Origin of the sequence: Xylanibacter ruminicola (genome assembly GCF_900142525.1) — a bacterium.
GTDB classification, from domain to species: domain Bacteria; phylum Bacteroidota; class Bacteroidia; order Bacteroidales; family Bacteroidaceae; genus Prevotella; species Prevotella ruminicola_A.
This window is the reverse complement of sequence record NZ_FRBD01000012.1, coordinates 59,571-85,042: the sequence shown is the minus strand read 5'-3', so window position 1 is coordinate 85,042 and position 25,472 is coordinate 59,571. Positions and strand designations below refer to the sequence as shown.

Below are 25,472 nucleotides of genomic sequence, written 5' to 3'. Positions count from 1 at the left end.
GAAACCTATTTAAATATTTTGATTAATCATCGTAATAACCATATGAAAGGATTATCAAAATCGCGTTATACGCTGTTCAGCCAGTGCCCTAAAGCTCTCTGGCTGAGAATCTACAAACCTGAAGAGGCGGAAGTTGACGAAGCGCTACAGGCTCGTTTCGAGAAAGGTAACGAGGTGGGCGATCTGGCCATGCAGCTGTTTGGCGACTTCAAAGAGGTGACCACCCACAAGGAAGACGGCAGTCTGGATCTTAACAAGATGACAGAGCTCACCCGCCAGTACATGGACGAGGGAGTAGAGAACATCTGCGAGGCCTCGTTTATAGGCGATGGCGGCTATTGTGCCGTCGATATCCTGCACAAGGAGAAAGGCGGTTGGGCCATCTACGAAGTGAAGAGCTCAAGTTTCCCGGAGTTCGAAGGTCACGAGGCCAAGTTAGAGAAATATGCGCCCGACATTGCCTATCAGAAGTGGTTGATGACGCAGTGTGGCATCAACGTTACAGGAACCTATCTGGTATGTCTAAACAGCGACTATGTGCGCGAGGGCGAACTTGATATCCAGCAGCTCTTTGTTATTAACGATCTGCACGAGATGGTAGAAAACGAGCTGTTGAAGGTTCCCGCCCGTGTGAGTCAGGCCATGAAGGTCATCAACAACGAGGCAGAGCCCGATATCGACCTCTCAGAGCATTGCATGAAGCCCTACCGCTGTGCCTTCTTTGACTATTGCAAGCGCAAGCATGGCGTGCCCACACCCTCGGTATTCGATGTGTATGGCGGTAAAGGTAGAGGCGGCTTCACGTTTGCCAAGAAACTGGCTTGCTACCAAGCAGGGCAAATCACGTTCGAGGACTTAAGAGGCCAGTCGATTGGCACTATTCAGAATATGCAGATTGAGGCTGCACTAACGGGGCGTGAACACATCAATCCAGCAGGTATCCGCAGCTTCCTCGATAAACTCTCTTATCCGCTTTACTTCCTCGATTTCGAGACCATGCAGGATGCCATTCCGCAGTACGACGGAGCAAAGGTGTATGCACAGATAACCTTCCAGTACTCGCTTCATATCAAGGCTGCGAGTGAGCGAGAGAAGAGCCAAACTTGCTTGGACTCTTCCGAGCGTGAGCAGACTCGACCAAAGGTCAAGGAGAGTGAAACGGCACCTTATCAGCACAAAGAGTTCCTGGCTCCTAGCGATGGCAGCGACCCACGCCGTCCGCTGGCCGAACAGCTGTGCCGTGATATTCCAATGAATGTCTGCACGCTGGCATATAATAAGATGTTCGAGTGCGGGCGCATACGCGAGTTGGCAGAGTTGTATCCCGACTTGCGCGAGCACCTGCTGAACATTGCCGACCACATCGTAGATCTCATCGATCCATTCCGTGCTGGTGACTATTACGTGCCTGCCATGGGCGGTTCGTTCAGTATCAAGAGCGTACTACCTGCCCTCTTCCCCAATGACCCCGAGCTTGATTATCACAACCTCGATGAGCGTTGTCAGAATGGAGGTCATGCCATGACCATCTTCCCACGCATCAAGGATATGCCTGCTGCCGAAGCCGCCGCCTGTCGCGAAGCCCTCCTCCGCTACTGCGAGCTCGACACCTGGGCTATGGTGAAAGTCTGGCAGAAATTGAAAGAAGTGGCAGAATAAATTGAATTTATGAGAATTGTAACTATATTAAGGTCACAACGATGGGAATGATAGCCCAAATTATGTTCAATTCTAATTTAATTTCAATAACAGTATGAAAGATAAGAAACTTGAAGAGTATCTGGAAGAGATTGGCAAAGCAGAGGTTCTATCGATCGACGAAGAACTTAAACTGGTAAAAGCAGTACAAGCAAAAGGCGCGGATTGCGACGAGATGAAACGACTGGAAAAGGCCGATGGTCGCTTTGTTGCTAGTATTGCGAAGCAATACAAAGATCAAGGAGTAACCGACATGGAATTGATAGAGGCTGGTATAGAAGGCCTGCGACGTGCAGCCATGAAGTTTAATCTCAAATCAGACTATAAATTCATAGCCTACGCCGTATGGTGGATCCGCCAAGCCATGATCCAAGCCATCGCAGAAAAAAAATAACTAAAAAACAAGAACCAGTCGTGGAAAGCGTCATCGCCGGAGGCTGGCAGGCATCCTTCTAAACCTGTAGTAGAAAGGTCTTGGGATGCCATTTTTTTATTATACTATGAAAAACTAGCCTTAAAATTGAATTTTTGAGAAATGTGACTATATTAAGGTCACAACAATGGGAATAATAGCCCAAATTATGTTTAATTCATATTTAAAAATTCAAAGTTATGGCTACAACAATTAGCACTAATTCAAAAAATTACTTCGACAAGATCAAAAAGTACCTCAACAACAAAAAACTTTGCCTAACTTCCTCATTTAACAATGGGGTTTACACCCTTATCATCTTCAATCTCGATGAGGTGACAACACACTATCTCATTCAAAAAATGACAAGACACTTTCACCTAACCTCCCAGCTGGAGCCTCTGGCTCTGGCTGCTTAAAACAGCGACAATATGAAAGAGGATATTTTAACAACTGACGAGGGACGCAAACTATTAAAGGCCATACAGGAAAAGGGTACTAATTGCGACGAAATGAAAAAGCTGAAGCTGGCAATGTCTGGCTTTACAGTCAGCTCAGCGAGACAGCACATGAATAAGGGGCTTGCCTTCGGTGATTTAATTGATGCAGGAATGGAAGGTCTGCGACGTGCAGTCATGAAGTATGATGTTAATTCGGACACTAATTTCTATGTCTATGGAGCATGGGAGATTCACCAAGCCATGATCCAGGCCATCAAAGAAAAGAAATAACGAAAAACAAGAACCAGTCGTGGAAAGCGTCATCGCCGGAGGCTGGCTGGCATCCTTCTAATCCTGTAGAAGAAAGGTCTTGGGATGCCGTTTTATTGCAAAATAAAGGATAGATTCAAAAAAGTTTCGTGCTTTTTTGAATTTTTTCTTTTATGTGTCTATTATTAAGTCATAACAAACCAAAAATGATTGATTATGGGAAATAAATTAGAAAAGTATTTAATTGAGATTGGTAAGGCTCCACTTCTAAGTGTCGAAGAAGAAATTGAGTTGGCAAAGGCCATACAGCAGAAGGGTGTAGACTGCGACGAGATGAAGAAACTGGTAAAATGCAATGAGCGTTTTGTGTTGAGTGTCGCCATACAATATCAAAACAGAGGCCTTTCGATTGAAGAGTTGATAAAGGCTGGTCGCGCAGGCCTGGAGAAAGCTGCTTTGAAATTTGACGCAAGTCGTGGTTTTAAGTTTATTGCTTATGCTGTGTGGTGGATTCGCAGAGAGATTCTTATTGCCATTGGGAGTCCTGATACCGATGTCATCACTATTCATGACCCTGCGATTCTTCAAGAACTCTGTAATAATGGTAGTAAGAGTGCTGCCTTGAAGCTTGGCCAGATGTATGATAAAGGTGACGAGAAAAACGGTATCTTCAGAAATCCACTGAAAGCCAGCGAATATTACAAATCAGCTGGCAAGAGGTATAGATATAAAACAGAAATAGAGGATCCTCATGAAGCCGACTATTTCGTGAGAGGTTCCGCTGAAGAACTAGTTGCAGTTAAGACACTCGTAGATGAGCTAGCCCAGAAATATGGTGAGCCAGAAAACGAACTTGGCCTTTATATCTCGATGAACATACTGATGAAGACGCTTGTGGGTTCGCACTACTATGATGGAAATCTGCTGACGATGAACACAGACGATCCAGAATGTATTGTGCTGCATGCTGAGGCCAACAGAGTGGAGCCCTTGCTATATGCACTTCGCCAGGCATTTCCTAATCTCGACGTAGAGGTGAAGGAAACCAAACTTAGTTAGTTCTGATTAAATTCAAAAAAGTTTCGCCGCTTTTTTGAATTTTTTCTTTATGTCGTCTATATTGGTGGTGTAATGGGTAAAATAGGTTTAATCCAAAATAAAAATTATTTACAAACTTAAATATCAAAATTATGACATCAACAATTAAGACATCAAACGACAAGTTGGTTACAAAAATCAAAAATTTCCTCAAAAGACAAAAATCCTTTTGTGTAACTACATGCACCAATGGTATCTATGCCATCACCATCTTCGACACTGACGACCTGGAATTATTCTTTCAGGTAGAACGAGTGATCAGACATTTCAATCTAACCAAACAGCAGGAGCCTAAGGCTCTTGCTGCCTAAAATAGTAATGTATATGGCATCTAGAATAAAAAGTAAGGATATGACGTTACTGCAGGCTATTGAGCGTGTGGTAGAATTGTCTGAGGACTCAAAGATGAGCAAGGAGTTTATTAAGAAGGCAAAAACAGAGATACAATTGCTGGCCAAGAGTTATGGCATCACGGAGCGGCAGGCTATACTATTCTGTATTTGTATGGAGAAAGGCCCTTGCCGTGTAGATTATAACGATTTGGCAAATCATCTGGATATGCATAAAATCAGCGTATTGAGTTATGCCAACGATATAGATGCACTTGTGCGTCGTAGATTGCTGCGCTTTAGGGATGTGAGAGATGAAGACGACTTCGACATTCCTACAGTGGTGATACGTAGTCTGAAGCATAATGAGGTGTATCAGATTCCCGAGCGGAAGGGGCTGGACTGTGCAGCGATGTTCGAACTGCTTGAACTATGGTTTGAAGACTTGAGTGATGGAGCAATCTCTGCGCACGAACTCTGTGAGGAGCTGCAAACACTCTTTCATGACAATCCACAGGTGGGGTTCGTTAAGTACCTGAAGGAACTAAATCTTAGTCCAAACGATCAGATGATGACGTCTTTCTTCTGTCATAAGCTGTTAAATGATGACGACGATGATATCCGTTTTAATCAGATTGAGGATATGTTCGATAACAGAAGTGATTTTAATGCAGCAAAAGCAAAACTGAGAAGGGGCGAGCACAGACTGCAAACGAAAAAAGTGATTGAACATAGATGTGTAGATGGACTGGCTGATGTTACCAGGTATAAGCTTACAGATAGTGCCAAACGCTCGCTGCTGGCTGAGATGAGTATTTGTGAAACCGAAGAGAAGTTGGCTGATCAGCTGGACTACAATAGTCTGGCAGAGAAACAACTGTACTTTCCTAAGGACATTCAGCGACAGGTAGATGAATTGGGCAGTTTCCTGCAGTCAGAGAATTATCAGAAGATTCAGGATCGCATGAAGGAAAGGGGATTCCGAAATGGTTTTGCCTGTCTGTTTTATGGCTCACCTGGAACGGGTAAGACAGAGACTGTTTATCAGTTGGCGCGAAAGACGGGACGTAACATTATGGTGGTAGATGTGCCCCAACTAAAGAGTATGTGGGTAGGTCAGAGCGAGAAGAACGTGAAGGCGCTCTTTGACCGCTATCGTGAACAAGTGAAGCGATCCAAACAGACACCTATCTTATTATTTAATGAGGCTGATGCCATCATTGGCAAAAGAAAGAATGGGGCAGAGAATGCTGTCGACAAGATGGAGAACTCGCTCCAGAACATCATCCTTCAGGAGATGGAACAGCTGGACGGCATTATGATTGCCACCACCAACCTGCAACAGAACATGGATAAGGCCTTTGAGCGCCGATTCCTCTACAAGATCAAGTTCGACAAGCCAACCGAGGAAGCCCGCAGACACATCTGGCACTCGATGATACCAGAACTGGGCGATATGGAGGTGAACACACTGGCCACTAAATATGATTTTAGTGGCGGACAGATAGAAAACATAGCCCGCCACTATGCTATTGACAGTATTCTGCACGGAAAGGACAACGACACGCTCTCGATGCTGATAAACCACTGCGACAACGAGCGCCTGGACACAACCGAGAAACGCAAAATCGGGTTCTGAAATTAGACAGAACCGGGAACAACAAAAACGCTGTAGGAACTAACCTGCAGCGTTATTTATTTTATCGTCGAAATAGTAGCCGAAGCCGGGGCGGTTGTTGATGTTGTTGGCGTAGGGGCCGAGTTTCTTGCGGAGGCGGGTGATGTGGACATCTACGGTGCGATCAGAAACGATGGTTCCTGCCCAGATGCTATCCATGAGCTGTTGGCGGGAGCGCAACTCACCATGAGCCGACATCAGCTCACACAACAAACCATACTCGGTACGCGTAAGACTGACGGGCGTACCGTCGACCGTCACTAACTTATGATCCATATTTACCTGCAGGCCTTGGAAAGTAAGATAACGCTTACCAAGGCGCGACTCTACCACGTTGATGACATAATCGCCCAGTTTCTCACAGTCGGCCACCACATCCATATAAAGGGCTGTAACTGCATAGGTGGCTTGATGGGCATCGACTTCGCTGATGCTCTTGGCCTTCAGCTCATCGCGAAGCGCATTGATATCGCACTCTATCTCCATAGAAGGGGCGGTAGAAAGATCCTCACGTCGACCACAAACAACCACCATCATCTGCGTCAAGGCCTCGTTGACCAAGCTAAGAATCTCGTGCAGTCGCTGATACTGATGAGGCGTAAAATCCTCACGACTTTCCTTGCGATGCTGGATGGTGCGAGCCATCTTGTAGCATGCATCGCCAATAGACTCCAGTTCGCCTATCTGTCGGAGCATCGTGCGCACCTTGTCTTTAGTATGGTCAGACAGGCGTTCGTTGCTAACCATCTCCAGATACTTACCTATCTCTATTTCCATGTGGTCGGCTATGTCTTCATACTTAACGATGCGGGCAAACTGACGGTCGAACTCCCGATTATCTTTCTCATCGAGCAGACTTCGCACCATGCCGAACATCCGCTGCATGCGCTCTGCAAAATGGAAGATTTCCTTCTGAGCCTCCATCACAGATATTTCAGGGGTGGCCATCAGTCCACCTTGGATATAGCGCAGAGTAACCGGCTCGCGGGTCTTATCCTTACTATCGGGCATCAACTGACAAACCACACGTTCCATCTGAGGAACCAGTGGCAAGAGGATGGCCGTGTTGAGCAAATTGAAACAGGTATGGAACAAGGCGAGCACCACGGGTAGAAGTGCGGTTTGACCCGACATCGTAGGATCGTAACCCACAAGACTACAAACCATATCTACAAAGGGATAGAACACCAGGAGCACCCATATCACACCGAACACGTTAAACAGTAGATGAGCCAGGGCAGCCCGACGAGCGGCTATACCTGAACCCAGAGCAGCCAGATTTGCCGTTGCTGTAGTACCAATGTTCTCGCCCATAACCAGTGCTATACCAAGATAAATAGGTAGTACGCCGGTAGAACAGAGCAGAATGGTGATAGCCATAACAGCTGCCGACGACTGCACAATACAGGTAATCAAAGTGCCAACACCGAGAAAAGCGAGTATCGTGAGATAGCTACCTGTATCGAACGATGCAAAGAATGCCACCACATCGGCATTGTGCGCTAAGTCCATACTACGCCCCACATCGCTCAACATGACCAGCGACCAGAACAGGAATGCCAACCCAAACAGAAGATCGCCCACCACTCGATGACGTTGTTTATAGATCAGTACCATGCCCACGATAAACGCGGGGAACACCACGCTGGTTAAGTCGACATTATAGCCCAACGACATGATCCACGCCGTGAGCGTAGTGCCGATGTTGGCTCCCATGATGATACTGATGGCTTGTGCAAGGGTTAATAATCCGGCCGACACAAACGAGACCGTCATGACCGTAGTGGCCGATGACGACTGGACCGCACACGTCACAAACACGCCGGTCAGCATACCTTTTATTCTGTTAGATGTCATTTTGGCCAGTGCATGGCGCAAACCTGAACCAGCCATTTTCTGCAGCGCCTCGCTCATCATCTTCATGCCGAAAATGAGTAGAGCCAGCGAACCTAATAGTCTTAATACAATTTCAATTTCCATTCGTTATCCATTTTAAAATTTCACGCTGCAAATATACAAAAAACTCTTTAGTTTACCTAATTATAGGCTGTTACAAAATGGTTAAGTTTTTATGTAACAAGGCCGCTGCGGATTAAATTTCCGCAGCAGTCTTTAGTATTTCAGAGAGTGTGGGATGAATGTGCACCATATCAGCCAATTCAGCGATAGTGGTGTGTTTACACATCAGGACACTGACCTCTTGTACAATATCGGCTGAGTGGGCGCCATAAGCATGGCAGCCGAGGATGAGCCCCCCTCCCGGCCTCCCCGAGGGGGAGGTGAACAGCTTGAGCATACCTTCGGTCTCGTTCATGGCCATAGCCTTGCCATTGGCGCGCCAAAATGACTTGCGGCACTCGTAAGCGATGCCTTGCGCCTTGAGCTGGTCCTCGGTTGGACCTACGCAGGCAGCCTCAGGCTCTGTGAAGATGGCGGCGGGCATGATATTGAAGTCGATAGCATCTTGTTTGCCAATGATGTGATTCACGGCACGGATGGCCTGCATCTCAGCTGCATGAGCCAGCATCTGTTTTCCATTGGCATCGCCGATGGCATAGATATTCGAGGAATGAGGCGCTCGGCTTTGCCGCTTGGCTTGTCCAAGAACGAGGAACGAGAAAGAATCCACAGGGATGGCGCCGTTAGGTGCAAGGGGGACACCAAGTGCTTCGAGATTTAAACCTTCTGTGCGGGGCTTACGGCCAGTAGCCATAAGAATGACATCGGCCTCAACGCTTTCCGTCTGACCCTTCTTGTTTTCAAAAAACACTTTGCCATCAGCTATCTGCTTGACACCACATTGCATATTGAAGGTAATGCCCTCCTTTTCCATCTGCTTACGAAGGCGTTTGGCTATATCGCTATCAAGGGCGGGGAGGCACTCCTTTAAGTATTCGATGACAGTAACTTCTGAACCGAAGCGATTGAACACGCTGGCGAACTCCATGCCGATGACTCCTGCGCCGATAATGGCGAGACGCTTGGGCAGGGTTTCGAGATTGAGCAAGCCTGTGGAATCGACCACGCGAGGGGCATCGATGCCCTTGATGGGGAGCCATTTAGTTTCAGAACCAGTAGCAATGATGATGGCCCCCCCTTCCATCCTCCCCGAGGGGGAGGTGACGGTATGAGCATCGACAAAAGCAGCTTTCTCGCGGATGAGGGTGATGTTGGGATGCGAGAGGATGGACTCTACGCCAGCGCGGAGCTGGGGGACGACCTGGGCCATACGCTCGCGAGCCTCAGCGAAGGTGGCACTATGCACGTAGGTTTTGGTGGGGATGCAACCCACATTGAGGCAGGTGCCACCAACCTCTGCGCCCTCGAAGATGACTACCTTGAGGCCTTGCTTGGCTGCATATTCAGCGGCGCGGTACCCACCAGGGCCCGCACCGATGATAATCAAATCAGTTTTATTCATTGAACATTTCTGCCTTAAGTTGACGATAGGTGGTAACGGGATGCTTGGCAGCAAGTACATCGTCTACACGACCAATAGGCGTAGTGTGAGGGGCCGACTTCACCTCGTCAGGATTGGTTGTGGCCTCCTCAGCTATCTTGCGCATCACGGCGATAAAGCCATCGAGCGTCTCCTTGCTCTCGTTCTCGGTAGGCTCAATCATCAGAGACTCGTGGAACAGCAGCGGGAAATAGATGGTGGGCGCATGATAGCCATAATCAAGCAAGCGCTTGGCCACATCCATCGTAGTAACACCAGTAGACTTATCCTTCAAACCATCGAACACGAATTCATGACAGCAGATGGTGTCGATAGGCAACTCATAGACATCCTTCAGACTCTCCTTGATGTAGTTGGCATTGAGCACAGCCAGAGGACCAACCTCCTTGATATGCTCACGCCCCAACGAGAGAATATAAGCGTAGGCACGCATCATCACGCCATAGTTGCCATGATAGGGTGACACGAAGGGGAAGCAATCCTGCAAGCCCTCGCGAACACCTACAGGACCGGCACCAGGGCCACCTCCGCCATGAGGCGTTGAGAACGTTTTGTGCAGATTGATGTGCATCACATCGAAGCCCATATCGCCAGGGCGACAAGCACCCAACATAGGGTTGAGGTTAGCACCATCGTAATACATCAAACCGCCACAATCATGGATGAGCTTGGCAATCTCAGGAATACGGGTTTCAAAGAGACCAAGGGTATTTGGATTGGTCATCATCATGGCGGCGATAGAATCGCCTTCTAATTCTACTAATCTCTCTAGATCGGCTAGATCAACTAGGCCATCTTGATTAGATTTTACCTCGATAATCTCCAAGCCGCAGACTGCTGCCGAGGCAGGGTTGGTGCCATGGGCACTATCGGGTACTATCACCTTCTTACGAGCCATATCGCCACGCTGGCGATGATAGTTATCAATCGTCATCAAACCTGTCAACTCACCATGAGCACCAGCATAGGGCTTAAAGGTGAAGTGAGCCAAACCGGTCAACTCGCAGAGCGATTTCTCCAACAGCGATACCAAAGCCAAGGCACCCATCACAGTCTTCTGTGGTTGCTCCGGATGCAGGTTCTGGAACTGAGGCAGTGCAGCCATATCCTCGTTAATCTTAGGGTTGTACTTCATCGTACAAGAACCTAGAGGATAGAAGCCTGTATCAACACCGAAGTTATTATTCGAGAGATTCGTATAGTGGCGCACCACGGTCAACTCGTCGCACTCTGGAAGTTTTGCATCTTCAGCACGCTGCATTGAAGCAGGTATCTCGTAACTGCCATAATTATTCTTTGGCAGACTATAGCCTTTGCGACCCTCCTTTGAGAGTTCAAAGATCAGATTTCCATATAATCGATTGTTCATAAGGCAGCTATCTTTACGAGGTTATCAATTTCTTCCTTAGTACGCTTCTCGGTAACGGCGAAGAGGATACCATTATCCAACTTCACACCGCCCAGGAATCCTGCGTCGATGAATCGTTGCTGCAATGTATCTACATCACCATCGTACGTCACGTAAAACTCATTGAAGAATGGGTGATTGTAAACCAGATGGAAACGATCTGTTGCAAGCAACTGATCGCAGAGATAATGAGCGCCAGCATATGACAACTGAGCAGCCTCTTTCACACCCTGCTTACCCATCAACGAGAGATAGATGGTAACGAAGAGTGCCATCAAACTCTGGTTCGAACAGATATTAGATGTTGCCTTCTGACGACGGATATGCTGCTCGCGAGCCTGAAGGGTGAGCACGAAGGCACGCTGGTCGCGATTATCCTTGGTCATACCTACAATACGACCGGGCATCTTGCGAATCAGTTTCTCGGTGCAACACATATAACCCACGTAAGGACCGCCAAAGAGCATAGGAATACCCAACGACTGCCCATCGCCCACAGCAATATCAGCGCCCCACTCGCCTGGTGTCTTCAGCACAGCCAAGTCGGCAGCTACACTATCCATAATGAACAGAGCCTTATGCTCATGGCACGCATCGGCAAAGCCTGTGAAGTCTTCAACGATACCATATACGTTGGGCTGCTGAACGATAACGCCGGCCACATCGTTATTAATTGACAATTGAGAATTGATAATTGACAATTGTGTGATGCCGTCCTTTAGTGGGATGGTAACCAGTTCGATGCCTTGATGCAGGGCATAGGTATCAAGCACCTTGCGTGTCTTAGGGTTCAATCCCTCAGATACCAGCACCTTTCTCTGCTTTTTACCGGCTGCCACTGCCATCATCATAGCCTCGGCACACGCGGTGGTACCGTCGTACATCGAGGCATTACTGATGTCCATACCTGTCAGTTCGGCCATCATGCTCTGATACTCAAAGATATAGTGGAGTGTGCCCTGCGATATCTCTGCCTGATACGGGGTGTAAGAGGTTAAGAACTCAGAACGCTGCAACAGACTTGGAATAGCCGATGGCATATAGTGATCGTAAACGCCATAGCCGGCAAAGCAGGTGAGCTGATAGTTCTGTGAGCCCAGCTTCTCGAACAGCTGGCGAACCTCCATCTCACTCATCTCCGAGGGCAACTTATAATCGCCCTTGAAGCGGATGCTATCAGGAATCTGGGCGTAGAGGCCGTCGAGGTCTTTCACCCCGGCTTTCTCCATCATCGCCTGCAGATCTTCCTGAGTATGCGGAAAATACTTATACATATTAATAATGAAAATTTCTCATTTTTTCATTCTTTCATTTTTTCATTTTTCACAAAACGTAGCATACGTTTTGGCATCCATGAGGTTGTCGAGCTCAGACTTGTCGCTGAGTTGAACCTTGATGATCCAGTTTTCAAAGGCATCCTGGTTAATCAGCTCGGGCTGATCGTCAAGAGCCTCATTCACCTCGACTACAGTACCACTAACGGGCGAATACAAATCGCTGGCAGCCTTTACGCTCTCTACAGCGCCAAACTCCTCGCCAGCCTCAACCTCGTCGTCAACATCGGGCATATCTACATACACCACATTACCTAATGCATTCTGAGCATAGTCTGTGATACCAACGAAACCAAAATCACCTTCTACTCTTACAAATTCGTGTGACTCTGAGTAGTAGAGTCCTTCAATTACTTTAGCCATATTATTTGATATTAATTGTTTTCATTTTCTCTCCCCCTCGGGGGGAGTTGGAGAGGGGTTATTTTTTATAGCTCTTGTTATAGAACTGTTTCTTAACCACTTTGCCGGGGAACACTTTTTTGCGTATCTGAATCTGCACCTCGGTGTCGAGCTTAGAATAAGCGGCATCTACCAGTGCCATGCACACGCTCTTGTCTGATGAGATAGTGTGATAGCCGGTGGTTACCTCGCCGATAGGCTCACCATCCATATTTAATACGGTGTAGCCATGACGGGGGATTGCCTTGTCGAAGAGTTCGATACCAACCAACTTCTTGGCCGGTCCATCGGCCTTCTGCTTGGCAAGCGCCTCCTTACCGATGAACTCAGCCTTGTCGAGTTTCACAAACATCCCCAGACCAGCCATGATTGGCGTGATATCCTGAGTGAGCTCATCGCCATAAAGCGGCAATCCGACCTCGAAGCGGAGTGTATCGCGACATCCCAGTCCGCAAGCCTGTACGCCTGCAGCAATCAGTTTGTCCCAGCACTCGTTGATATACTCGTGTGAGCCATAGATTTCGAAACCATCCTCGCCAGTGTAGCCGGTGCGGGAGATAATAATTTCTTGTGGAGTGTGGAGTGTGGAGTGTGGAACGAGAACAGTTTTACAGGTGTAAAAAGTAAGTTCCTTACACTCTAAACCTAAAACTTTCTCGACGGTATGTTCCGACTCAGGGCCCTGAACGGCGATCTGACCGTAGTAATCGCTACGGTTCTGCAGATCGATATCGAAGCCTTCGGCCTTCTCCTGCATCCACGCCCAGTCCTTATCGATGTTGGCAGCGTTGATAACCAAGAAGAAGTCGTTCTCGCCCATCTTGTATACCAACAGGTCATCCACTGTGCCGCCATTCTCGTAGCACATCATGCCATAATAGATCTTACCAACAGGGGCGCCTGCGATATCGTTCGTAAAGATGTGCTGCACGTAGCGCTCGGCATCCTTTCCCTTGACCGTGACCTCGCCCATGTGCGAAACATCGAACAATCCTACATGTTCGCGCACGGCCTTGTGCTCCTGGAGAATGCTGCTCTGATACAGCAGGGGCATATCGAAGCCTCCAAACTCGACCATCATAGCGCCAAGCTTCAAGTGCTTGTCGTAGAGACAAGTACGCTTGGTTTTCTGAAAAATTTCTTGTTTAATTGCCATAGATTATTGTTGTTGTATGATTATTTTATAAGGTGTATAAATTCTTGTTTCAGGTACGACTGCTCTATCGTTTCTATCTCGGCCACTTGCTCTGGGGTTAACGTGATTTCGCCTTTGCAGAGCGTTTCTCGAATCAGCGTCTTCACCTCGTCAAGCGTCAGGCTGACGTAATCCTTCAGCAAGGTGATGCGTTGCCGAACACTCTGAATACCTTTCTTCTCCAGTTTCTCGACACTCGGTGTGATGGCATTCAACATGTGCTGCATATTGGTATCGTAGAGCATGGTGCTATGAACAATGCTACGACCAGGCAGCTGATAGAAGGCCGTTCCACACACTTTACGATCGCCAATCATAATGTCGTTATGGATGGTGCTGGTAGCCTCTACCCCCATCTTGCGCAACACCAGCAGCATCATCTGCAGAAACTTGTTGAAAGTAAACCCCACCTGATCGCCATCGCCAACATACGACAGCATCAGGTTGTCCATATCGGCATACACGCAACCACCACCGCTCTTGCGACGATACATCTTGATGTGATGCTCGCGGCAATAGGCCACATTGACTTCGTTTTCAAGAACTTGATTGCGCCCGAAGATAACACTAGGCTCTACCTGCCACATAAAAAAGCAATCGGGTTCGTTGATGCGACGAGCCACATATTCCTCCATCGCCAGATAGAATGACAGCTGGCGAGTTTCACTGGTAGGTAAGGCGATATATTTCATCTGTAGAGTATAGTCGTTAAAACTTTCTGCAAAAATATATAGTTTTTATGTAATCGCCAAAGGTTTTCTTCTAAATTTTGTAAAAAGGGAAAAAGAATTTATCTCCTCCACCCCTAACCCCTCCTCCCAAGAGGAGGGGAGTTATTTACTGACCGCCTAAGCGTTCAAAGTATGGGATGATGTCGTCCCACGTCTTAAACGTATCCGACCCAAACTCTATCACCGTAGCCATACCATCAACCTTCTGAGTATCAATCAGATAATCGCCATACAGCAGATTCAGCTGATTGGTAAAGATGGTATGTGCATAGGCAGGAACATTGATATACTCATACAACCACGCATTTACATCAGCATAGTGCTGAGCATCAACAAGTGCCGGAGCCACGAAATACAGCTGATAAGTCTCAAGCAGCTGTCGGATGGCCTTCTGTGAAGAGCTAAACGGTTTACCGTATTGATCCATCAGCGCTCGGATACTGATATACACAATAGGACGCTCCCTACCCTCCTGACGGTCGCTAATCCAACGTATCACCGGCACTACCGAGTGCATAAAAGAATTGTCGTTCATGCGATGCTCACCATGAAACCGCACAGCCTGCGTGTAGTGCTCACGGAATAAGTCGTAAGTGTTCACCGTGGTATCCTCGTCGCCGAAGAGGCCCCATACGCAATGCTGCTCATCGTTGTCTACGCCATCGAAACAGCGCTCGGTGATATCCTTATACTCCTTAACCAGAGCTTTGGTCACCATAAAATCCTGCACGCCGTCCTGACGGGGATTCTGGAAGTGCTGTGCACCTATCATACCATGCTCCTTCATGGTGTCGCCCATACGCAATGCCGGGTTCACCAAGATGCGGTCATAGCCGCGCAACATCTCAGCATACATGCCCCCCATCGAAGTACCGATAATCAGGTCGGGCTTCTCGCTCTCACACACCTTATTTAATAATGTAATAGCTTCTTCCGGATGAATGGGTATATCGGGTGCTATCACCGTGGCCTGTGTCAGAACCTCACGAATACGAGTCACCGTGCCCGACTGCCCAGACGATGCAAAGCCATGCACATACAATACTTTTTTGCCTTTAAATAAATCCATCATGGTGCAAAAGTACAAAAATAATGCGAATTTATTTGTACGAAACGAAATAATTTGTATCTTTGCAAGCAGAAACCATAATAACAAACATTTTTAAAACTAAAGAATTATGAAAAAGTATTTAGCAGAGATGGTGGGCACTATGGTGCTTGTACTGATGGGCTGCGGCGTAGCTGTTAGTCTGGGTTGTGATCCTGTAAACAACATTCCCGCTGTGGTAGGTACTGCTTTCGCCTTTGGACTGGCAGTTGTAGCCATGGCTTACACCATTGGAGGTGTCAGCGGCTGCCACATTAATCCAGCCATCACACTGGGTTGTTTCCTGAGTGGCCGAATGAGCGGAAAGGATTGCGGTATGTACATGCTTTTCCAGGTAATCGGTGCTTTCATCGGTTCTTTGCTGCTGTATATTTTAACCGAGAATGTGCCTGGTCTTGAGGGCACAGGTGCCAACGACCTGCAGGTCAACGTCAGTGTTCTGGGCGGACTGCTTGCCGAGATCATCTTCACCTGCGTATTCGTACTTGTGGTGCTGGGTGCTACCGCCAAGACAAATGGTGCTACCAACAACTTTGCCGGTCTGGCCATCGGTCTATCGCTCGTTCTAGTTCATCTGGTATGTATCCGCTACACAGGCACATCTGTAAACCCAGCCCGTTCTATCGCCCCTGCCATTTTCCAGGGCGGCACAGCGCTGGCTAATCTTTGGATATTTATCGTAGGACCATTTGTTGGTGGTGCATGCGCTGCTGGCATCTGGAAACTCATTGACACAGAAAAATAAAAGTGAATAAAGAAAACGGATTATTTAGGGTGAACGGCGCCAACTACATGGTGCCGTTCATATTAATTACTACACTCTTCTTCCTTTGGGGATTTGCCCGTGCCATTCTCGACGTGCTGAACAAGCACTTCCAGAACGAGATGCACATCTCGATCACCCAGTCGTCGCTCATCCAGGTAACCACCTACATGGGTTACTTCCTGATGGCTATCCCCGCAGGACTGTTTATCAACCGCTTCGGCTATCGTCGTGGCATCGTGTTCGGACTCATCCTCTTTGCGCTTGGTTCGTGGCTTTTTGTACCATGTACAGAGGCCGGCACACTCGATGCCTACCTCATTGCCCTGTTTATTATCAGCGTTGGACTGGTGTTCCTTGAGACGGCGGCCAACCCGTATGTTACCGAGCTCGGCGCCAAGCAGACGGCATCAAGTCGTCTGAATCTCTCGCAGTCGTTCAACGGCTTGGGATGCCTGTTTGCCACCTTTGCCGTTGGTCAGTTTCTATTCAGCGATGGCGGTGGAAACGTAGAAATTCCATACGTAATACTGGGATTCGTGGTGCTGTTTATCGCCGGTATCTTTACTCAGGTAAGGCTGCCAGAGATTAAGCATAACGACGGACTGGAAGAGAAGGCCAAGTACGGCCGCGACCCGCTAAAGCGCATCTGGAAGCACAAGTTCTTTGTTTACGGACTGATTGCTCTGCTCTCGTACGAAATTGCCGAGATATCCATCAACAGCTACTTCATCAACTATGTTACAGGCATGGGATGGATGGACGACCGCACTGCATCGATGGTGCTCACAGCTGCTTTGGCCTTCTTCATGGTGGGCCGTTTCGGTGGCAGTTTCATCATGCGTTGGGTACCTGCCGAGCACATGCTGCTCATCTGCGGATGTGGATGTGTGGTTTGCACCATGATCGTACTGATGAACTTCGGCCGTATCTCTATGATTGGTCTTCTGGGCAACTACTTCTTCGAGGCAGTGATGTTCCCCACCATCTTCTCGCTCGCTGTTCGTGGCATGGGATCGCTCACCAAGAGTGCATCCAGCATCCTGATGATGACCCCTGTGGGCGGATGCGGATTCCTGCTGGTAGGCGTCATTGCCGATGCTACCGACATGATTGTACCCTTCATCATCCCCCTACTCTGCTACATCGTTGTAGGCCTTTATGGATTCGGACTCACCGTACACCGCGAGGAGAAACATGACGACATCTAAAAACCAAACTAAATTAATAAAAATGAAAACAAAAGTACTGAAAGCCACTCTCGCAGCCGCCTGCTGCATAGCGATGGCAGCATCGTGCGCTCACCAACCAGAGTCTGCGAGCACTACTAAAACCACAGTTGGTAACCCCTATCTCCCATTGTGGGAGCATATACCCGACGGCGAACCTTACGTGTTCGACGATCCTGACAACCCAGGCAAGCAGCGCGTGTATATCTATGGTTCGCACGACAACCTGAAGACGATGTACTGTGGTCGCGACCAGGTAGTATGGTCGGCACCGGTTGACGAACTTAACAATTGGCGCTACGACGGCATTATCCTTGTAGTCGACAAGAATGCCAAGGGCGAGCCTTTCGATTCGGCCAAGACTGCCGACGTGCTGTTTGCGCCCGATGTGGCACTGGTAACCGATAGCAACGGCAAGAAGACATACTACCTGTTTCCCAACGACCAGTCTGGTTTCCGCAACAGTCTGATAGCCAAGAGTAATCGCCCCGACGGCCCCTTCGAGGTGTGCAACTGGAGTGCCGACGACCCCACGAAGGTTGACGGTATCTATGGTTTCGACCCCGCCGTGTTTGTCGACGACGATGGTAAGGTGTATGGTTATTGGGGCTTTGAACACTCGTATGCTGCCGAGATCGACCCAGCCACCATGTGCACCGTTAAACCCGGCACACAGATTGTTGACGGCATGGTTTCAGGCAAGAACGAGCCTGGCAAGTTCCGTTTCTTCGAGGCTTCGTCTATCCGTAAGATCGAAGACAAGTATGTGTTCATCTACAGCCGCTGGACTGAGAATGGCGAGTTCGGCCTGCCCGACACCAACTACACCCTGGCTTACGCCTATAGCGACCATCCTCTGGGCCCATGGACTTACGGTGGCACCATCATCGATGGTCGTGGTCGCGAGATCAACGAGAAGGGCGACACCATCGCCACCGGAACAGTTTCGGGCAACACCCATGGTTCTATCTGTCAGGTAAACGGCAAGTGGTATGTGTTCTACCACCGCCAGACGGGCACCAACGAATATGCGCGCCAGGCCATGGTAGCCCCTATCGAGGTGAAAGTGCAGAAAGGTGCCGGCGGCAAGGTAGAGATCAGCGAGGGGGAGTATAACTCTGAGGGCTTTGCCACCAATGGTCTTAATCCTCTGGAGCGCCACTCGGCAGGTATTGCATGCTGGTTTACTGGCCCCAAGGTGGCCGAGCACCAGTATCCTAATAATGTGTTCTACGGTTCGTACATAGAAGCATCGTATGGCACCGACACCAACTTCGAGAAGCCTTACGACCTGAAGAACAACAGCAACCGCGTTGTCAACAATACCGATGGCTCCATCGTAGGCTACAAGTACTTCAACTTCACCAACACCTATGGCAAGGATAATCTGCACATGAAGATAAGACTGATACCAGAGGGTGTTGAGGGTAAGATTGATGTGATGATCGACCGTCCTTGGGAGAGTCAGGGTGGCAAGTTGCTTGGCAGCATACCTGTTACAGCCCACATGGTGCAGAATTCTACCGACCTTACTGTCGACCTGCCCGAGCTGAAGCAGTTCACGGGCAAGCACGCCATCTACTTCAAGTTCGCCTCCGACACGAAGGACAAGTCTATCTGCATACTTGAAGACTTTGAATTCCAGAATTAAATAGTAACAGAATGGAGATACAGCCGATAGCACATTTCGAATCGCCATTCTCCACCAAGTTTGGTATTCCCCGTCAGAGCGGACTCGTTCCCGATCTGACGGGGCGTATCGTATTCACACCCGAATACCGCCAGATGGATGCCGTGCGCGGTATCGAAGACTTTGATTATCTCTGGCTGGTATGGGAGTTCTCGGCCAACCGCGATGCCCAGAAGAGCCTTACGGTGCGCCCGCCGCGCCTGGGCGGCAACCAGCGCATGGGTGTGTTTGCCACCCGTTCGCCCTTCCGCCCAAACAACCTAGGATTGTCGTGCGTACGTTTCGAGCGTGTTGAGCACGACCCTAAGCTGGGGCCTGTCATCTACGTGCGTGGCGCCGACCTGATGGACGGTACACCCATCTACGACATCAAGCCCTACGTGGCCTATGCCGATGCCCACCCCGATGCCCGCAGCGGTTTTGTAGACCAAACAGAATGGCAGCCGCTGGGAGTAGAACTGCCCGATGCGCTGGCCGCCCGTGTGCCTCAAAAAGAGATAGCATCCCTCAAAGCCACGCTGGCCCAGGACCCGCGTCCGCGCTATCACGACGATCCTGATCGCATCTACGGCATGCCCTTCCTGAATCTCGACATCCGCTTCAAGGTATCAGGTGGCATCCTGACGGTAGTAGACATCATTCATTTACCCACATAAAAACCTAATATAATAATGTAAGAGTTATACAAAAACCACTTGAAACATACAAAGCTGGATAACAGAAGTGGGGTAAAATTCCAGTTTGCTTGTACACTGGATTATATATCAGAAATACTCATCACATATAAGGACTACGCATCGGCCTCTTCTTCGTCAGCGATCGTGCTTCCATCAGCCTTGGCGATTGATAGTAAATTTGGCTGTTAGAGGAAGTGCTGCGTGCCGCCTTGGGGATTAATGTAGATCATCTTCTCGAGCGTCTCGCCTTGACGCATCCAGCCCTTGGCGCCTTCATCCTGCATCACCGAGCCCTGCTCAAGAGCGGGATAGTTACCATTACGCTCCAGGGTAATCCAAACGTCGGCAGCAGTGGCACGGCCTGTGGCAGTCCGTCGACATTGAGGGTGGTTATGGTGAACTTCTCAGTGTTAACAGAGTTATCATTGTTAGAACAACTGCCAAACAGACCTGCGCCGCAAATGATGAGGATAGCGGCGATCAACCAAAGCTTTGTTTTATTCATTAATCCGTGATTTCCGGATGCTGCACGGCCAGAGGCAGGTCCTTCTGCGAGAGGTAGAACATGTAGAGGATAACGGGCTTGGTGCCTCGGTTCTCGCCGTGGTGGATGGTGTTCACCATCTCGACAACGGCCTCGCCCTCATGCACAGTCTTTTCCTTGCCGTCCTGGCCGATGATGGTCAGTTCACCCTGCACCAGTACGCCGTAGTTCATCACAGGGTGGTGGTGCCAGCCCAGCTTTTGTCCGGCGGGGAACACATACTTCACGGCCACCAGTTCTGGGCGTCCTTGAAAATAGTCAGGCAGTTCTACGCCGTCCCAGCTCTGCGAAGTGCGAATCAGTTCTTCACTCGTCACCGTCTGTGCGGGATTATCTTCATTATCTTTCGCTTCATTGCAGCCTGTCATGAAAGCAGCTGCGCCGCAAATCAGGATGGCGGCAAGCATCCATTGTTTCATTTGTTTCATGATATACATTATTTATAATTGTTTGTTTCAGCAAAGTCGATCTCCGTACACGATGATAGGCCCCACATCATGGGCAGAACAAGAAGCAATAATCGTAATGTAGCTTTTCTCATTATCATTTTGTCATTGGGTTAATATTGTTATAACTAGGTTTCCGCCCCAAAAATACAAAAAGTTTTTGGATTTACAAGCGGAAAAGGGGAAAAAATATTATTTGCAAATCTACTTGGACTTGAGAGGCAAAAAAATCCCCGCTAAGAAACGAAACTTAGCGGGGATTGATGTTATTGTATTCTAACAGAATTACTTAGCAAGCTTTCCATCAGAACCGAGTACGTTCACAATCTTGTGGATGTACATCTTCTTCATGTTCTCACGAGCAGGCTTCAGATACTGACGTGGGTCGAAGTGATCTGGGTGCTCAGCCATGTACTGACGGATAGCAGCGGTCATAGCCAGACGAGAGTCAGAGTCGATGTTGATCTTGCAAACAGCGCTCTTAGAAGCCTTGCGCAGCTGCTCCTCGGGGATACCTACTGCATCGGGCAGGTTGCCACCAAACTTGTTGATGGTATCAACCTCGTCCTGAGGAACTGATGAAGATCCGTGGAGAACGATGGGGAATCCAGGAAGCTTCTTCTCGATCTCGGCCAGCACGTCGAATGCCAATGGAGGAGGAACGAGCTTACCAGTCTTAGGATCGCGTGTGCACTGCTCGGGCTTGAACTTGTAAGCACCGTGAGAAGTACCGATAGAGATAGCCAGAGAGTCGCAACCTGTGCGTGTAGCGAAGTCGATAACCTCCTCAGGCTTTGTGTAGTGAGACTCCTCAGCTACAACCTCATCCTCAACACCAGCGAGAACGCCGAGCTCGCACTCAACAGTTACATCGTGCTGATGAGCATACTCTACAACCTGACGAGAGATCTTGATGTTCTCCTCATAAGGCAGTGAGCTACCATCGTACATCACTGAAGAGAAGCCCATATCGATACAATCCTTACAGAGCTCGAAGCTATCACCGTGGTCGAGGTGAAGCACGATCTCAGGATTCTCACAACCCAGCTCCTTAGCGTAAGCTACAGCACCCTCGGCCATATAGCGGAGAATAGTAGCGTTAGCATAGTTACGAGCACCCTTAGAAACCTGCATGATAACAGGTGACTTTGTTTCAACTGCAGCCTGTACGATAGCCTGCATCTGCTCCATTGTGTTGAAGTTGAAAGCGGGGATAGCATAGCCACCGGCTACTGCTCTCTTGAACATCTCGCGAGTATTTACGAGACCTAAATCCTTGTAATTAACCATATTATTTATAAATTTAAATGAATAATTGCAATATTAACGCCTGCAAAGGTACAAAAAAGTAGCGAAAAGCGAAGAGCGAAAACTGAAAAGTTTATGAGGGACGCCTGAATTTTTTGATTTTATTTGCAATCAGAAATCCAAAGCGCCCCATTTTGTAAAACTCACTTTTCACTTTTCACTTCTCTTCTTCCCTTCGCTATATCAGATTGTATGTTCGTCGAAGTACTTCTGGACGTCTTCCTTATAGTTGTCGGATATCGGAATCTGTACGTCGTTGAACACAATACGGAAGCGCTCTACCAGAGGGGTCTCAGTCATGTGTACAATGAACGAGCGATGGGTACGCAGGAATTCGGGCTTAGGCAGATATTCCTCCAGTTTCTTCATCGACATGAGCGACATAATCTGGTCGCCATTTTTAAGATAAAAACGTACATAGTCCTTCAATCCCTCTACATACAGGATATCATCTAAGCATACACGCTGCAGCTTATAATCGCTCTTAACGAACATAAAGCGATCGCGGCGATAGATGTCCTGACGCTGGGCCACCGAGAACCACTCAAGCGCCTTGTCGGTGGCTTTCAGGAAGTCGTTATACGAAATCGGTTTCAGCAGATAGTCGAGCGCATTGACCCTGAAACCCTCAATCGCATACTGGGGGAATGCGGTGGTAAAGATGAGCTTGGTGTCTTTTGGTAGAATCTTGGCAAACTCAATGCCACTCAACTCTGGCATCTGAATGTCGAGGAACAACAATTGTACTGGATTCTCACGCAAATGCTTCATCGCCTCAACGGCGCTGTTGTAGGTACCAGCGAGTTCAAGATAAGGTGTTTTCTTTGCATAGCTCTCAAGCAGACCAGCTGCCAAAGGCTCATCGTCGATAATAGCACATGTAATAGTCATAATTGTATATGAATTGTAGATGTATAAATTTTTCCGTCGGCCGATACACCTTTGGTCCAGGTGTAATGTTCAGGGTATGCCAACTCCAGTCGGCGCTGCACCTGATTGAGTCCGATGCCATGACCACTGCGGTCCTGACTTGTTTTAGGATGGTTTGAATTCTCGATGCTGAATGTAATCTCATTGCACATGGATACCAGATTAATATGCACGAAACTCGGCTCGGTAGGACTGATACCATGCTTAAACGCATTCTCGACCAGCGAGATAAAAATAAGCGGTGCTACTTTTACATCGGGGCGGGCTATCTGTGGCACAAAGGTCACATCTACATTCTGCGACAGGCGGATCTTCATGAGATTGATGTAGTTCTCGAGGAACTGCACCTCGTCGCTCAGCAGCACCTCGCTCTCCTGATTGTCGTAGAGCATGTGACGCAGCATCTTTGACAACTGCTGAATGGCATCCTGTGCCCGCTCCTGGTCGATAGCGGTAAGCGCATAGATGTTGTTAAGCGTGTTGAGCAGGAAATGCGGATTGATCTGCGAGCGCAGGGTGAGATACTCACTCTTGGCACGCGCAGCCTCCGACTCCTTCAGCGCATTATCGGCCGTTACATAGCGGCGAGCCAGGGCCAAGGCAGTAGAACCAGCGGCAAAGATAGCGAAATTAAGACTATCACGCAGCGTACGTGAAAAGTAGTCGAGCGCATCCAGATGCCTGCCTGGAACTGAATATAAAGCGTTAGTAAATTCCTTCCAATAGTTCAGAATGATACCCAGCGAGATAACCAGTATCACATTAATAAGAAGATCGTAACGATGCTTGCCTGATACGAAAAACTTCGGAGTGAGATAAAGATAGTTCAGATAGAACACAATCATGAGGAACAACGGATCAAGGCAGTACATCAAGTACTGCCCGAACGTGATTCCGGTTCCACGCCAGAATGGAAGTGGCGAGAGGAACATATAAGCCCATAGTAGAAAGTGGCACGCAAATCCTAATTTCCTATTCATGTCGGATAGCTTCTATCGGGTCCATATTAGCAGCTTTCTGCGCAGGGATATATCCGAACAGCACGCCGATGAACACACATACCAGGAACGATACGTAGATGCTCCAAGCTGGCACACTGGACGGGAATCCAAACGACGCCACGAACGTGCTGGCGCCCACGCCTACCATCACGCCTATCAAGCCGCCCGTGACGGATATCAGCACCGACTCGATGAGGAACTGCAGCGAGATGACAGGACCGGTGGCTCCCACAGCCATGCGCAGTCCAATCTCCTTGGTACGCTCGGTTACAGACACCAGCATGATGTTCATGATACCAATACCAGCCACCAACAGCGAGAAGGCTGCAGCCACAACCAGAATGATGGTCACGGTGTCCATGGTGCTCGACATGGTTTCCATCATCTCGGCCTGCGAGCGGATGGTGAAGTCGTCGTCGGCATCCTCCTTCAGTTTGTGGTTGTCGCGCAGTATCTGGGTGAGTTCCTCGATGGCAGCATCGCTCAGTTCCTCGGTAACGGCCGAGCAAATGATACTCGAGAAGTAGGTCTGCGCAGCTATACGCTTCATCACGGTGGTATACGGACAGATAATCACATTATCCTGGTCCATACCCCACGAGTTGTATCCCTTAGCCTTTAGCACACCTACGATACGCATGGGGATGCTCTTAAAGCGGATGGTCTTGCCGATACACTCGGCACCCTCGCCGAACAGCTCTTTCACGATGGTAGCTCCCACCACGCACACCTTGGCGGCCTTCTTGATGTCCTCCTCAGTAAAACATTCACCCTCTTCTATCGTCCAAAGTCGGATGTCCAAATAGTCAATACTCTCGCCATACATCGAGGCATTGGTATTGTTATTACCATAAATGGCCTGACCGCTTGCTGTAACCTCGGGCGACACCTTGGTGACAAACTTCTTTTCGCGAACGATACGCTCGTAGTCGGCCATCTTCAGTGTCTGCATGCTCGACGGATCCTGACGCACACCGCCACGCATGTCGGCACCCGGACGGATGGTGAGCAGGTTGGTACCCATGGTAGACAGCTCAGCACGGATACTCTCCTTAGAGCCCTGACCGATGGACATCATGATGATAACCGCTGCCACACCAATGATGATACCCAGCATCGAGAGGAACGAGCGCATCTTGTTGTTGCCCACAGCCTTCAGGCTTACTTTAAAAAGATTTAATATGTTCATCTTTATTTATATTGAAGTTAAAGGGAAGTTAAAGGGAAGTTATCGGCCTTCGGCCTCGGAAGTTAAAGGGACATTACTATTGCTCTTGATGTTATCACAGAACATTTGTCCTTTTCACTTCCCTTTCACTTC

Annotated in this window: 24 protein-coding genes and 1 pseudogene; 10 read left to right on the top strand and 15 right to left on the bottom strand. The window is 48.6% G+C overall.

The genetic code is table 11. The annotated features are described in order from the left end of the window. The first annotated feature begins 42 nt into the window (after positions 1–42). The 6 genes from BUB86_RS09020 to BUB86_RS08990 all read left to right on the top strand — a co-directional run bounded on the left by BUB86_RS09020 (position 43) and on the right by BUB86_RS08990 (position 5,886). Complete coding sequence (locus BUB86_RS09020; RefSeq protein ID WP_073208619.1) at positions 43–1,659, top strand: DUF2779 domain-containing protein; 1,617 nt, start codon at positions 43–45, stop codon at positions 1,657–1,659. A gap of 94 nt (positions 1,660–1,753) precedes the next feature. Beyond that, entirely contained in the window at positions 1,754–2,092 is a 339-nt protein-coding gene (locus BUB86_RS09015) for a sigma factor (RefSeq protein ID WP_073208617.1), read from the top strand. A gap of 449 nt (positions 2,093–2,541) precedes the next feature. Next, on the top strand, positions 2,542–2,841 hold the full coding sequence (locus BUB86_RS09005; protein ID WP_073208613.1) for a sigma factor: 300 nt from the start codon (positions 2,542–2,544) through the stop codon (positions 2,839–2,841). 195 nt (positions 2,842–3,036) lie between these two features. Beyond that, entirely contained in the window at positions 3,037–3,879 is an 843-nt protein-coding gene (locus tag BUB86_RS18235) for a sigma factor (protein ID WP_073208611.1), read from the top strand. 131 nt (positions 3,880–4,010) lie between these two features. After that, entirely contained in the window at positions 4,011–4,229 is a 219-nt protein-coding gene (locus BUB86_RS08995) for a hypothetical protein (protein ID WP_073208609.1), read from the top strand. Between the two features lie 13 nt (positions 4,230–4,242). Next, the gene (locus tag BUB86_RS08990; RefSeq protein ID WP_073208708.1) at positions 4,243–5,886 is read left to right on the top strand and encodes an ATP-binding protein; all 1,644 of its coding nucleotides are present in this window, start codon (positions 4,243–4,245) and stop codon (positions 5,884–5,886) included. A gap of 39 nt (positions 5,887–5,925) precedes the next feature. Here BUB86_RS08990 and BUB86_RS17975 read toward each other — a convergent pair whose 3' ends face one another. The 9 genes and pseudogenes from BUB86_RS17975 to BUB86_RS08950 form a co-directional block, all read right to left on the bottom strand. Continuing rightward, positions 5,926–6,201, bottom strand: a complete 276-nt coding sequence (locus tag BUB86_RS17975; protein WP_262503392.1) for a winged helix-turn-helix domain-containing protein — start codon at positions 6,199–6,201, stop codon at positions 5,926–5,928. 30 nt (positions 6,202–6,231) lie between these two features. Then, positions 6,232–7,905, bottom strand: a pseudogene (locus tag BUB86_RS08985) (Na/Pi cotransporter family protein); the annotation flags it as partial. 112 nt (positions 7,906–8,017) lie between these two features. Beyond that, a complete protein-coding gene (locus tag BUB86_RS08980) occupies positions 8,018–9,346 on the bottom strand; it encodes a dihydrolipoyl dehydrogenase family protein (RefSeq protein ID WP_073208607.1) in 1,329 nt (442 codons plus the stop codon). Then, positions 9,339–10,754 carry an aminomethyl-transferring glycine dehydrogenase subunit GcvPB gene (gene gcvPB / locus BUB86_RS08975; protein ID WP_073208605.1) on the bottom strand — a complete coding sequence of 472 codons (1,416 nt, stop codon included), beginning with the start codon at positions 10,752–10,754 and terminating at the stop codon, positions 9,339–9,341. The genes BUB86_RS08980 and gcvPB overlap by 8 nt, the downstream gene beginning before the upstream one ends. Further along, positions 10,751–12,067, bottom strand: coding sequence for an aminomethyl-transferring glycine dehydrogenase subunit GcvPA (gene gcvPA / locus BUB86_RS08970; RefSeq protein ID WP_073208603.1), 1,317 nt, complete (start codon positions 12,065–12,067; stop codon positions 10,751–10,753). Before gcvPA ends, gcvPB begins: the two co-directional genes overlap by 4 nt. Positions 12,068–12,109: 42 nt before the next feature. After that, positions 12,110–12,490 (bottom strand): glycine cleavage system protein GcvH, encoded by a 381-nt coding sequence (gcvH, locus tag BUB86_RS08965; protein WP_073208602.1) that lies wholly within the window; start codon positions 12,488–12,490, stop codon positions 12,110–12,112. A gap of 58 nt (positions 12,491–12,548) precedes the next feature. Beyond that, positions 12,549–13,685, bottom strand: a complete 1,137-nt coding sequence (gene gcvT, locus BUB86_RS08960) for a glycine cleavage system aminomethyltransferase GcvT (protein ID WP_073208600.1) — start codon at positions 13,683–13,685, stop codon at positions 12,549–12,551. A 20-nt stretch (positions 13,686–13,705) separates the two neighbouring features. Then, positions 13,706–14,416: a biotin/lipoate A/B protein ligase family protein gene (locus BUB86_RS08955; RefSeq protein ID WP_073208598.1), complete on the bottom strand. Its 711-nt coding sequence runs from the start codon at positions 14,414–14,416 to the stop codon at positions 13,706–13,708. A 145-nt stretch (positions 14,417–14,561) separates the two neighbouring features. Next, positions 14,562–15,527 carry a YqiA/YcfP family alpha/beta fold hydrolase gene (locus BUB86_RS08950; protein WP_139261536.1) on the bottom strand — a complete coding sequence of 322 codons (966 nt, stop codon included), beginning with the start codon at positions 15,525–15,527 and terminating at the stop codon, positions 14,562–14,564. Between the two features lie 106 nt (positions 15,528–15,633). Between BUB86_RS08950 and BUB86_RS08945 the strand changes: the two genes are divergently transcribed. Genes BUB86_RS08945 through tsaA form a run of 4 tightly spaced genes read left to right on the top strand, consistent with a single transcriptional unit; the run spans position 15,634 to position 19,901 of the window. Further along, positions 15,634–16,308, top strand: a complete 675-nt coding sequence (locus tag BUB86_RS08945; RefSeq protein WP_073208597.1) for an MIP/aquaporin family protein — start codon at positions 15,634–15,636, stop codon at positions 16,306–16,308. A 2-nt stretch (positions 16,309–16,310) separates the two neighbouring features. Beyond that, entirely contained in the window at positions 16,311–17,537 is a 1,227-nt protein-coding gene (locus BUB86_RS08940; RefSeq protein WP_410543938.1) for an MFS transporter, read from the top strand. Positions 17,538–17,559: 22 nt separating this feature from the next. Next, entirely contained in the window at positions 17,560–19,206 is a 1,647-nt protein-coding gene (locus BUB86_RS08935; RefSeq protein WP_073208595.1) for a family 43 glycosylhydrolase, read from the top strand. 11 nt (positions 19,207–19,217) lie between these two features. Then, a complete protein-coding gene (gene tsaA, locus BUB86_RS08930; protein WP_073208593.1) occupies positions 19,218–19,901 on the top strand; it encodes a tRNA (N6-threonylcarbamoyladenosine(37)-N6)-methyltransferase TrmO in 684 nt (227 codons plus the stop codon). 304 nt (positions 19,902–20,205) lie between these two features. Here the strand turns inward: tsaA and BUB86_RS08925 are convergent, their stop codons facing one another. From BUB86_RS08925 to BUB86_RS08900, 6 genes are all read right to left on the bottom strand, one after another. Beyond that, on the bottom strand, positions 20,206–20,427 hold the full coding sequence (locus BUB86_RS08925; protein WP_073208592.1) for a hypothetical protein: 222 nt from the start codon (positions 20,425–20,427) through the stop codon (positions 20,206–20,208). Further along, the gene (locus tag BUB86_RS08920; RefSeq protein WP_081373188.1) at positions 20,427–20,834 is read right to left on the bottom strand and encodes a cupin domain-containing protein; all 408 of its coding nucleotides are present in this window, start codon (positions 20,832–20,834) and stop codon (positions 20,427–20,429) included. The genes BUB86_RS08925 and BUB86_RS08920 overlap by 1 nt, the downstream gene beginning before the upstream one ends. Before the next feature lie 363 nt (positions 20,835–21,197). Beyond that, entirely contained in the window at positions 21,198–22,202 is a 1,005-nt protein-coding gene (locus BUB86_RS08915; protein WP_073208590.1) for a class II fructose-bisphosphate aldolase, read from the bottom strand. 201 nt (positions 22,203–22,403) lie between these two features. After that, positions 22,404–23,111, bottom strand: a complete 708-nt coding sequence (locus BUB86_RS08910; protein ID WP_073208588.1) for a LytR/AlgR family response regulator transcription factor — start codon at positions 23,109–23,111, stop codon at positions 22,404–22,406. Then, positions 23,108–24,130, bottom strand: coding sequence for a sensor histidine kinase (locus BUB86_RS08905; protein WP_073208586.1), 1,023 nt, complete (start codon positions 24,128–24,130; stop codon positions 23,108–23,110). The genes BUB86_RS08910 and BUB86_RS08905 overlap by 4 nt, the downstream gene beginning before the upstream one ends. Next, the gene (locus BUB86_RS08900) at positions 24,123–25,340 is read right to left on the bottom strand and encodes an ABC transporter permease (RefSeq protein WP_073208585.1); all 1,218 of its coding nucleotides are present in this window, start codon (positions 25,338–25,340) and stop codon (positions 24,123–24,125) included. The genes BUB86_RS08905 and BUB86_RS08900 overlap by 8 nt, the downstream gene beginning before the upstream one ends. Positions 25,341–25,472 lie beyond the last annotated feature (132 nt).

Coding starts and splice junctions, on each gene's coding strand:
- gcvT (WP_073208600.1), bottom strand. CDS start 13,685: ATGGCAATTAAACAAGAAATTTTTCAGAAAACCAAGCGTACTTGTCTC.
- BUB86_RS18235 (WP_073208611.1), top strand. CDS start 3,037: ATGGGAAATAAATTAGAAAAGTATTTAATTGAGATTGGTAAGGCTCCA.
- BUB86_RS08980 (WP_073208607.1), bottom strand. CDS start 9,346: ATGAATAAAACTGATTTGATTATCATCGGTGCGGGCCCTGGTGGGTAC.
- BUB86_RS08910 (WP_073208588.1), bottom strand. CDS start 23,111: ATGACTATTACATGTGCTATTATCGACGATGAGCCTTTGGCAGCTGGT.
- BUB86_RS08925 (WP_073208592.1), bottom strand. CDS start 20,427: ATGAATAAAACAAAGCTTTGGTTGATCGCCGCTATCCTCATCATTTGC.
- BUB86_RS08990 (WP_073208708.1), top strand. CDS start 4,243: ATGGCATCTAGAATAAAAAGTAAGGATATGACGTTACTGCAGGCTATT.
- BUB86_RS09005 (WP_073208613.1), top strand. CDS start 2,542: ATGAAAGAGGATATTTTAACAACTGACGAGGGACGCAAACTATTAAAG.
- BUB86_RS08920 (WP_081373188.1), bottom strand. CDS start 20,834: ATGACAGGCTGCAATGAAGCGAAAGATAATGAAGATAATCCCGCACAG.
- BUB86_RS08945 (WP_073208597.1), top strand. CDS start 15,634: ATGAAAAAGTATTTAGCAGAGATGGTGGGCACTATGGTGCTTGTACTG.
- BUB86_RS08955 (WP_073208598.1), bottom strand. CDS start 14,416: ATGAAATATATCGCCTTACCTACCAGTGAAACTCGCCAGCTGTCATTC.
- gcvPA (WP_073208603.1), bottom strand. CDS start 12,067: ATGTATAAGTATTTTCCGCATACTCAGGAAGATCTGCAGGCGATGATG.
- BUB86_RS08950 (WP_139261536.1), bottom strand. CDS start 15,527: ATGATGGATTTATTTAAAGGCAAAAAAGTATTGTATGTGCATGGCTTT.
- BUB86_RS08995 (WP_073208609.1), top strand. CDS start 4,011: ATGACATCAACAATTAAGACATCAAACGACAAGTTGGTTACAAAAATC.
- gcvPB (WP_073208605.1), bottom strand. CDS start 10,754: ATGAACAATCGATTATATGGAAATCTGATCTTTGAACTCTCAAAGGAG.
- BUB86_RS08900 (WP_073208585.1), bottom strand. CDS start 25,340: ATGAACATATTAAATCTTTTTAAAGTAAGCCTGAAGGCTGTGGGCAAC.
- BUB86_RS09015 (WP_073208617.1), top strand. CDS start 1,754: ATGAAAGATAAGAAACTTGAAGAGTATCTGGAAGAGATTGGCAAAGCA.
- BUB86_RS08905 (WP_073208586.1), bottom strand. CDS start 24,130: ATGAATAGGAAATTAGGATTTGCGTGCCACTTTCTACTATGGGCTTAT.
- BUB86_RS08935 (WP_073208595.1), top strand. CDS start 17,560: ATGAAAACAAAAGTACTGAAAGCCACTCTCGCAGCCGCCTGCTGCATA.
- BUB86_RS09020 (WP_073208619.1), top strand. CDS start 43: ATGAAAGGATTATCAAAATCGCGTTATACGCTGTTCAGCCAGTGCCCT.
- tsaA (WP_073208593.1), top strand. CDS start 19,218: ATGGAGATACAGCCGATAGCACATTTCGAATCGCCATTCTCCACCAAG.
- BUB86_RS17975 (WP_262503392.1), bottom strand. CDS start 6,201: ATGGATCATAAGTTAGTGACGGTCGACGGTACGCCCGTCAGTCTTACG.
- BUB86_RS08915 (WP_073208590.1), bottom strand. CDS start 22,202: ATGGTTAATTACAAGGATTTAGGTCTCGTAAATACTCGCGAGATGTTC.
- gcvH (WP_073208602.1), bottom strand. CDS start 12,490: ATGGCTAAAGTAATTGAAGGACTCTACTACTCAGAGTCACACGAATTT.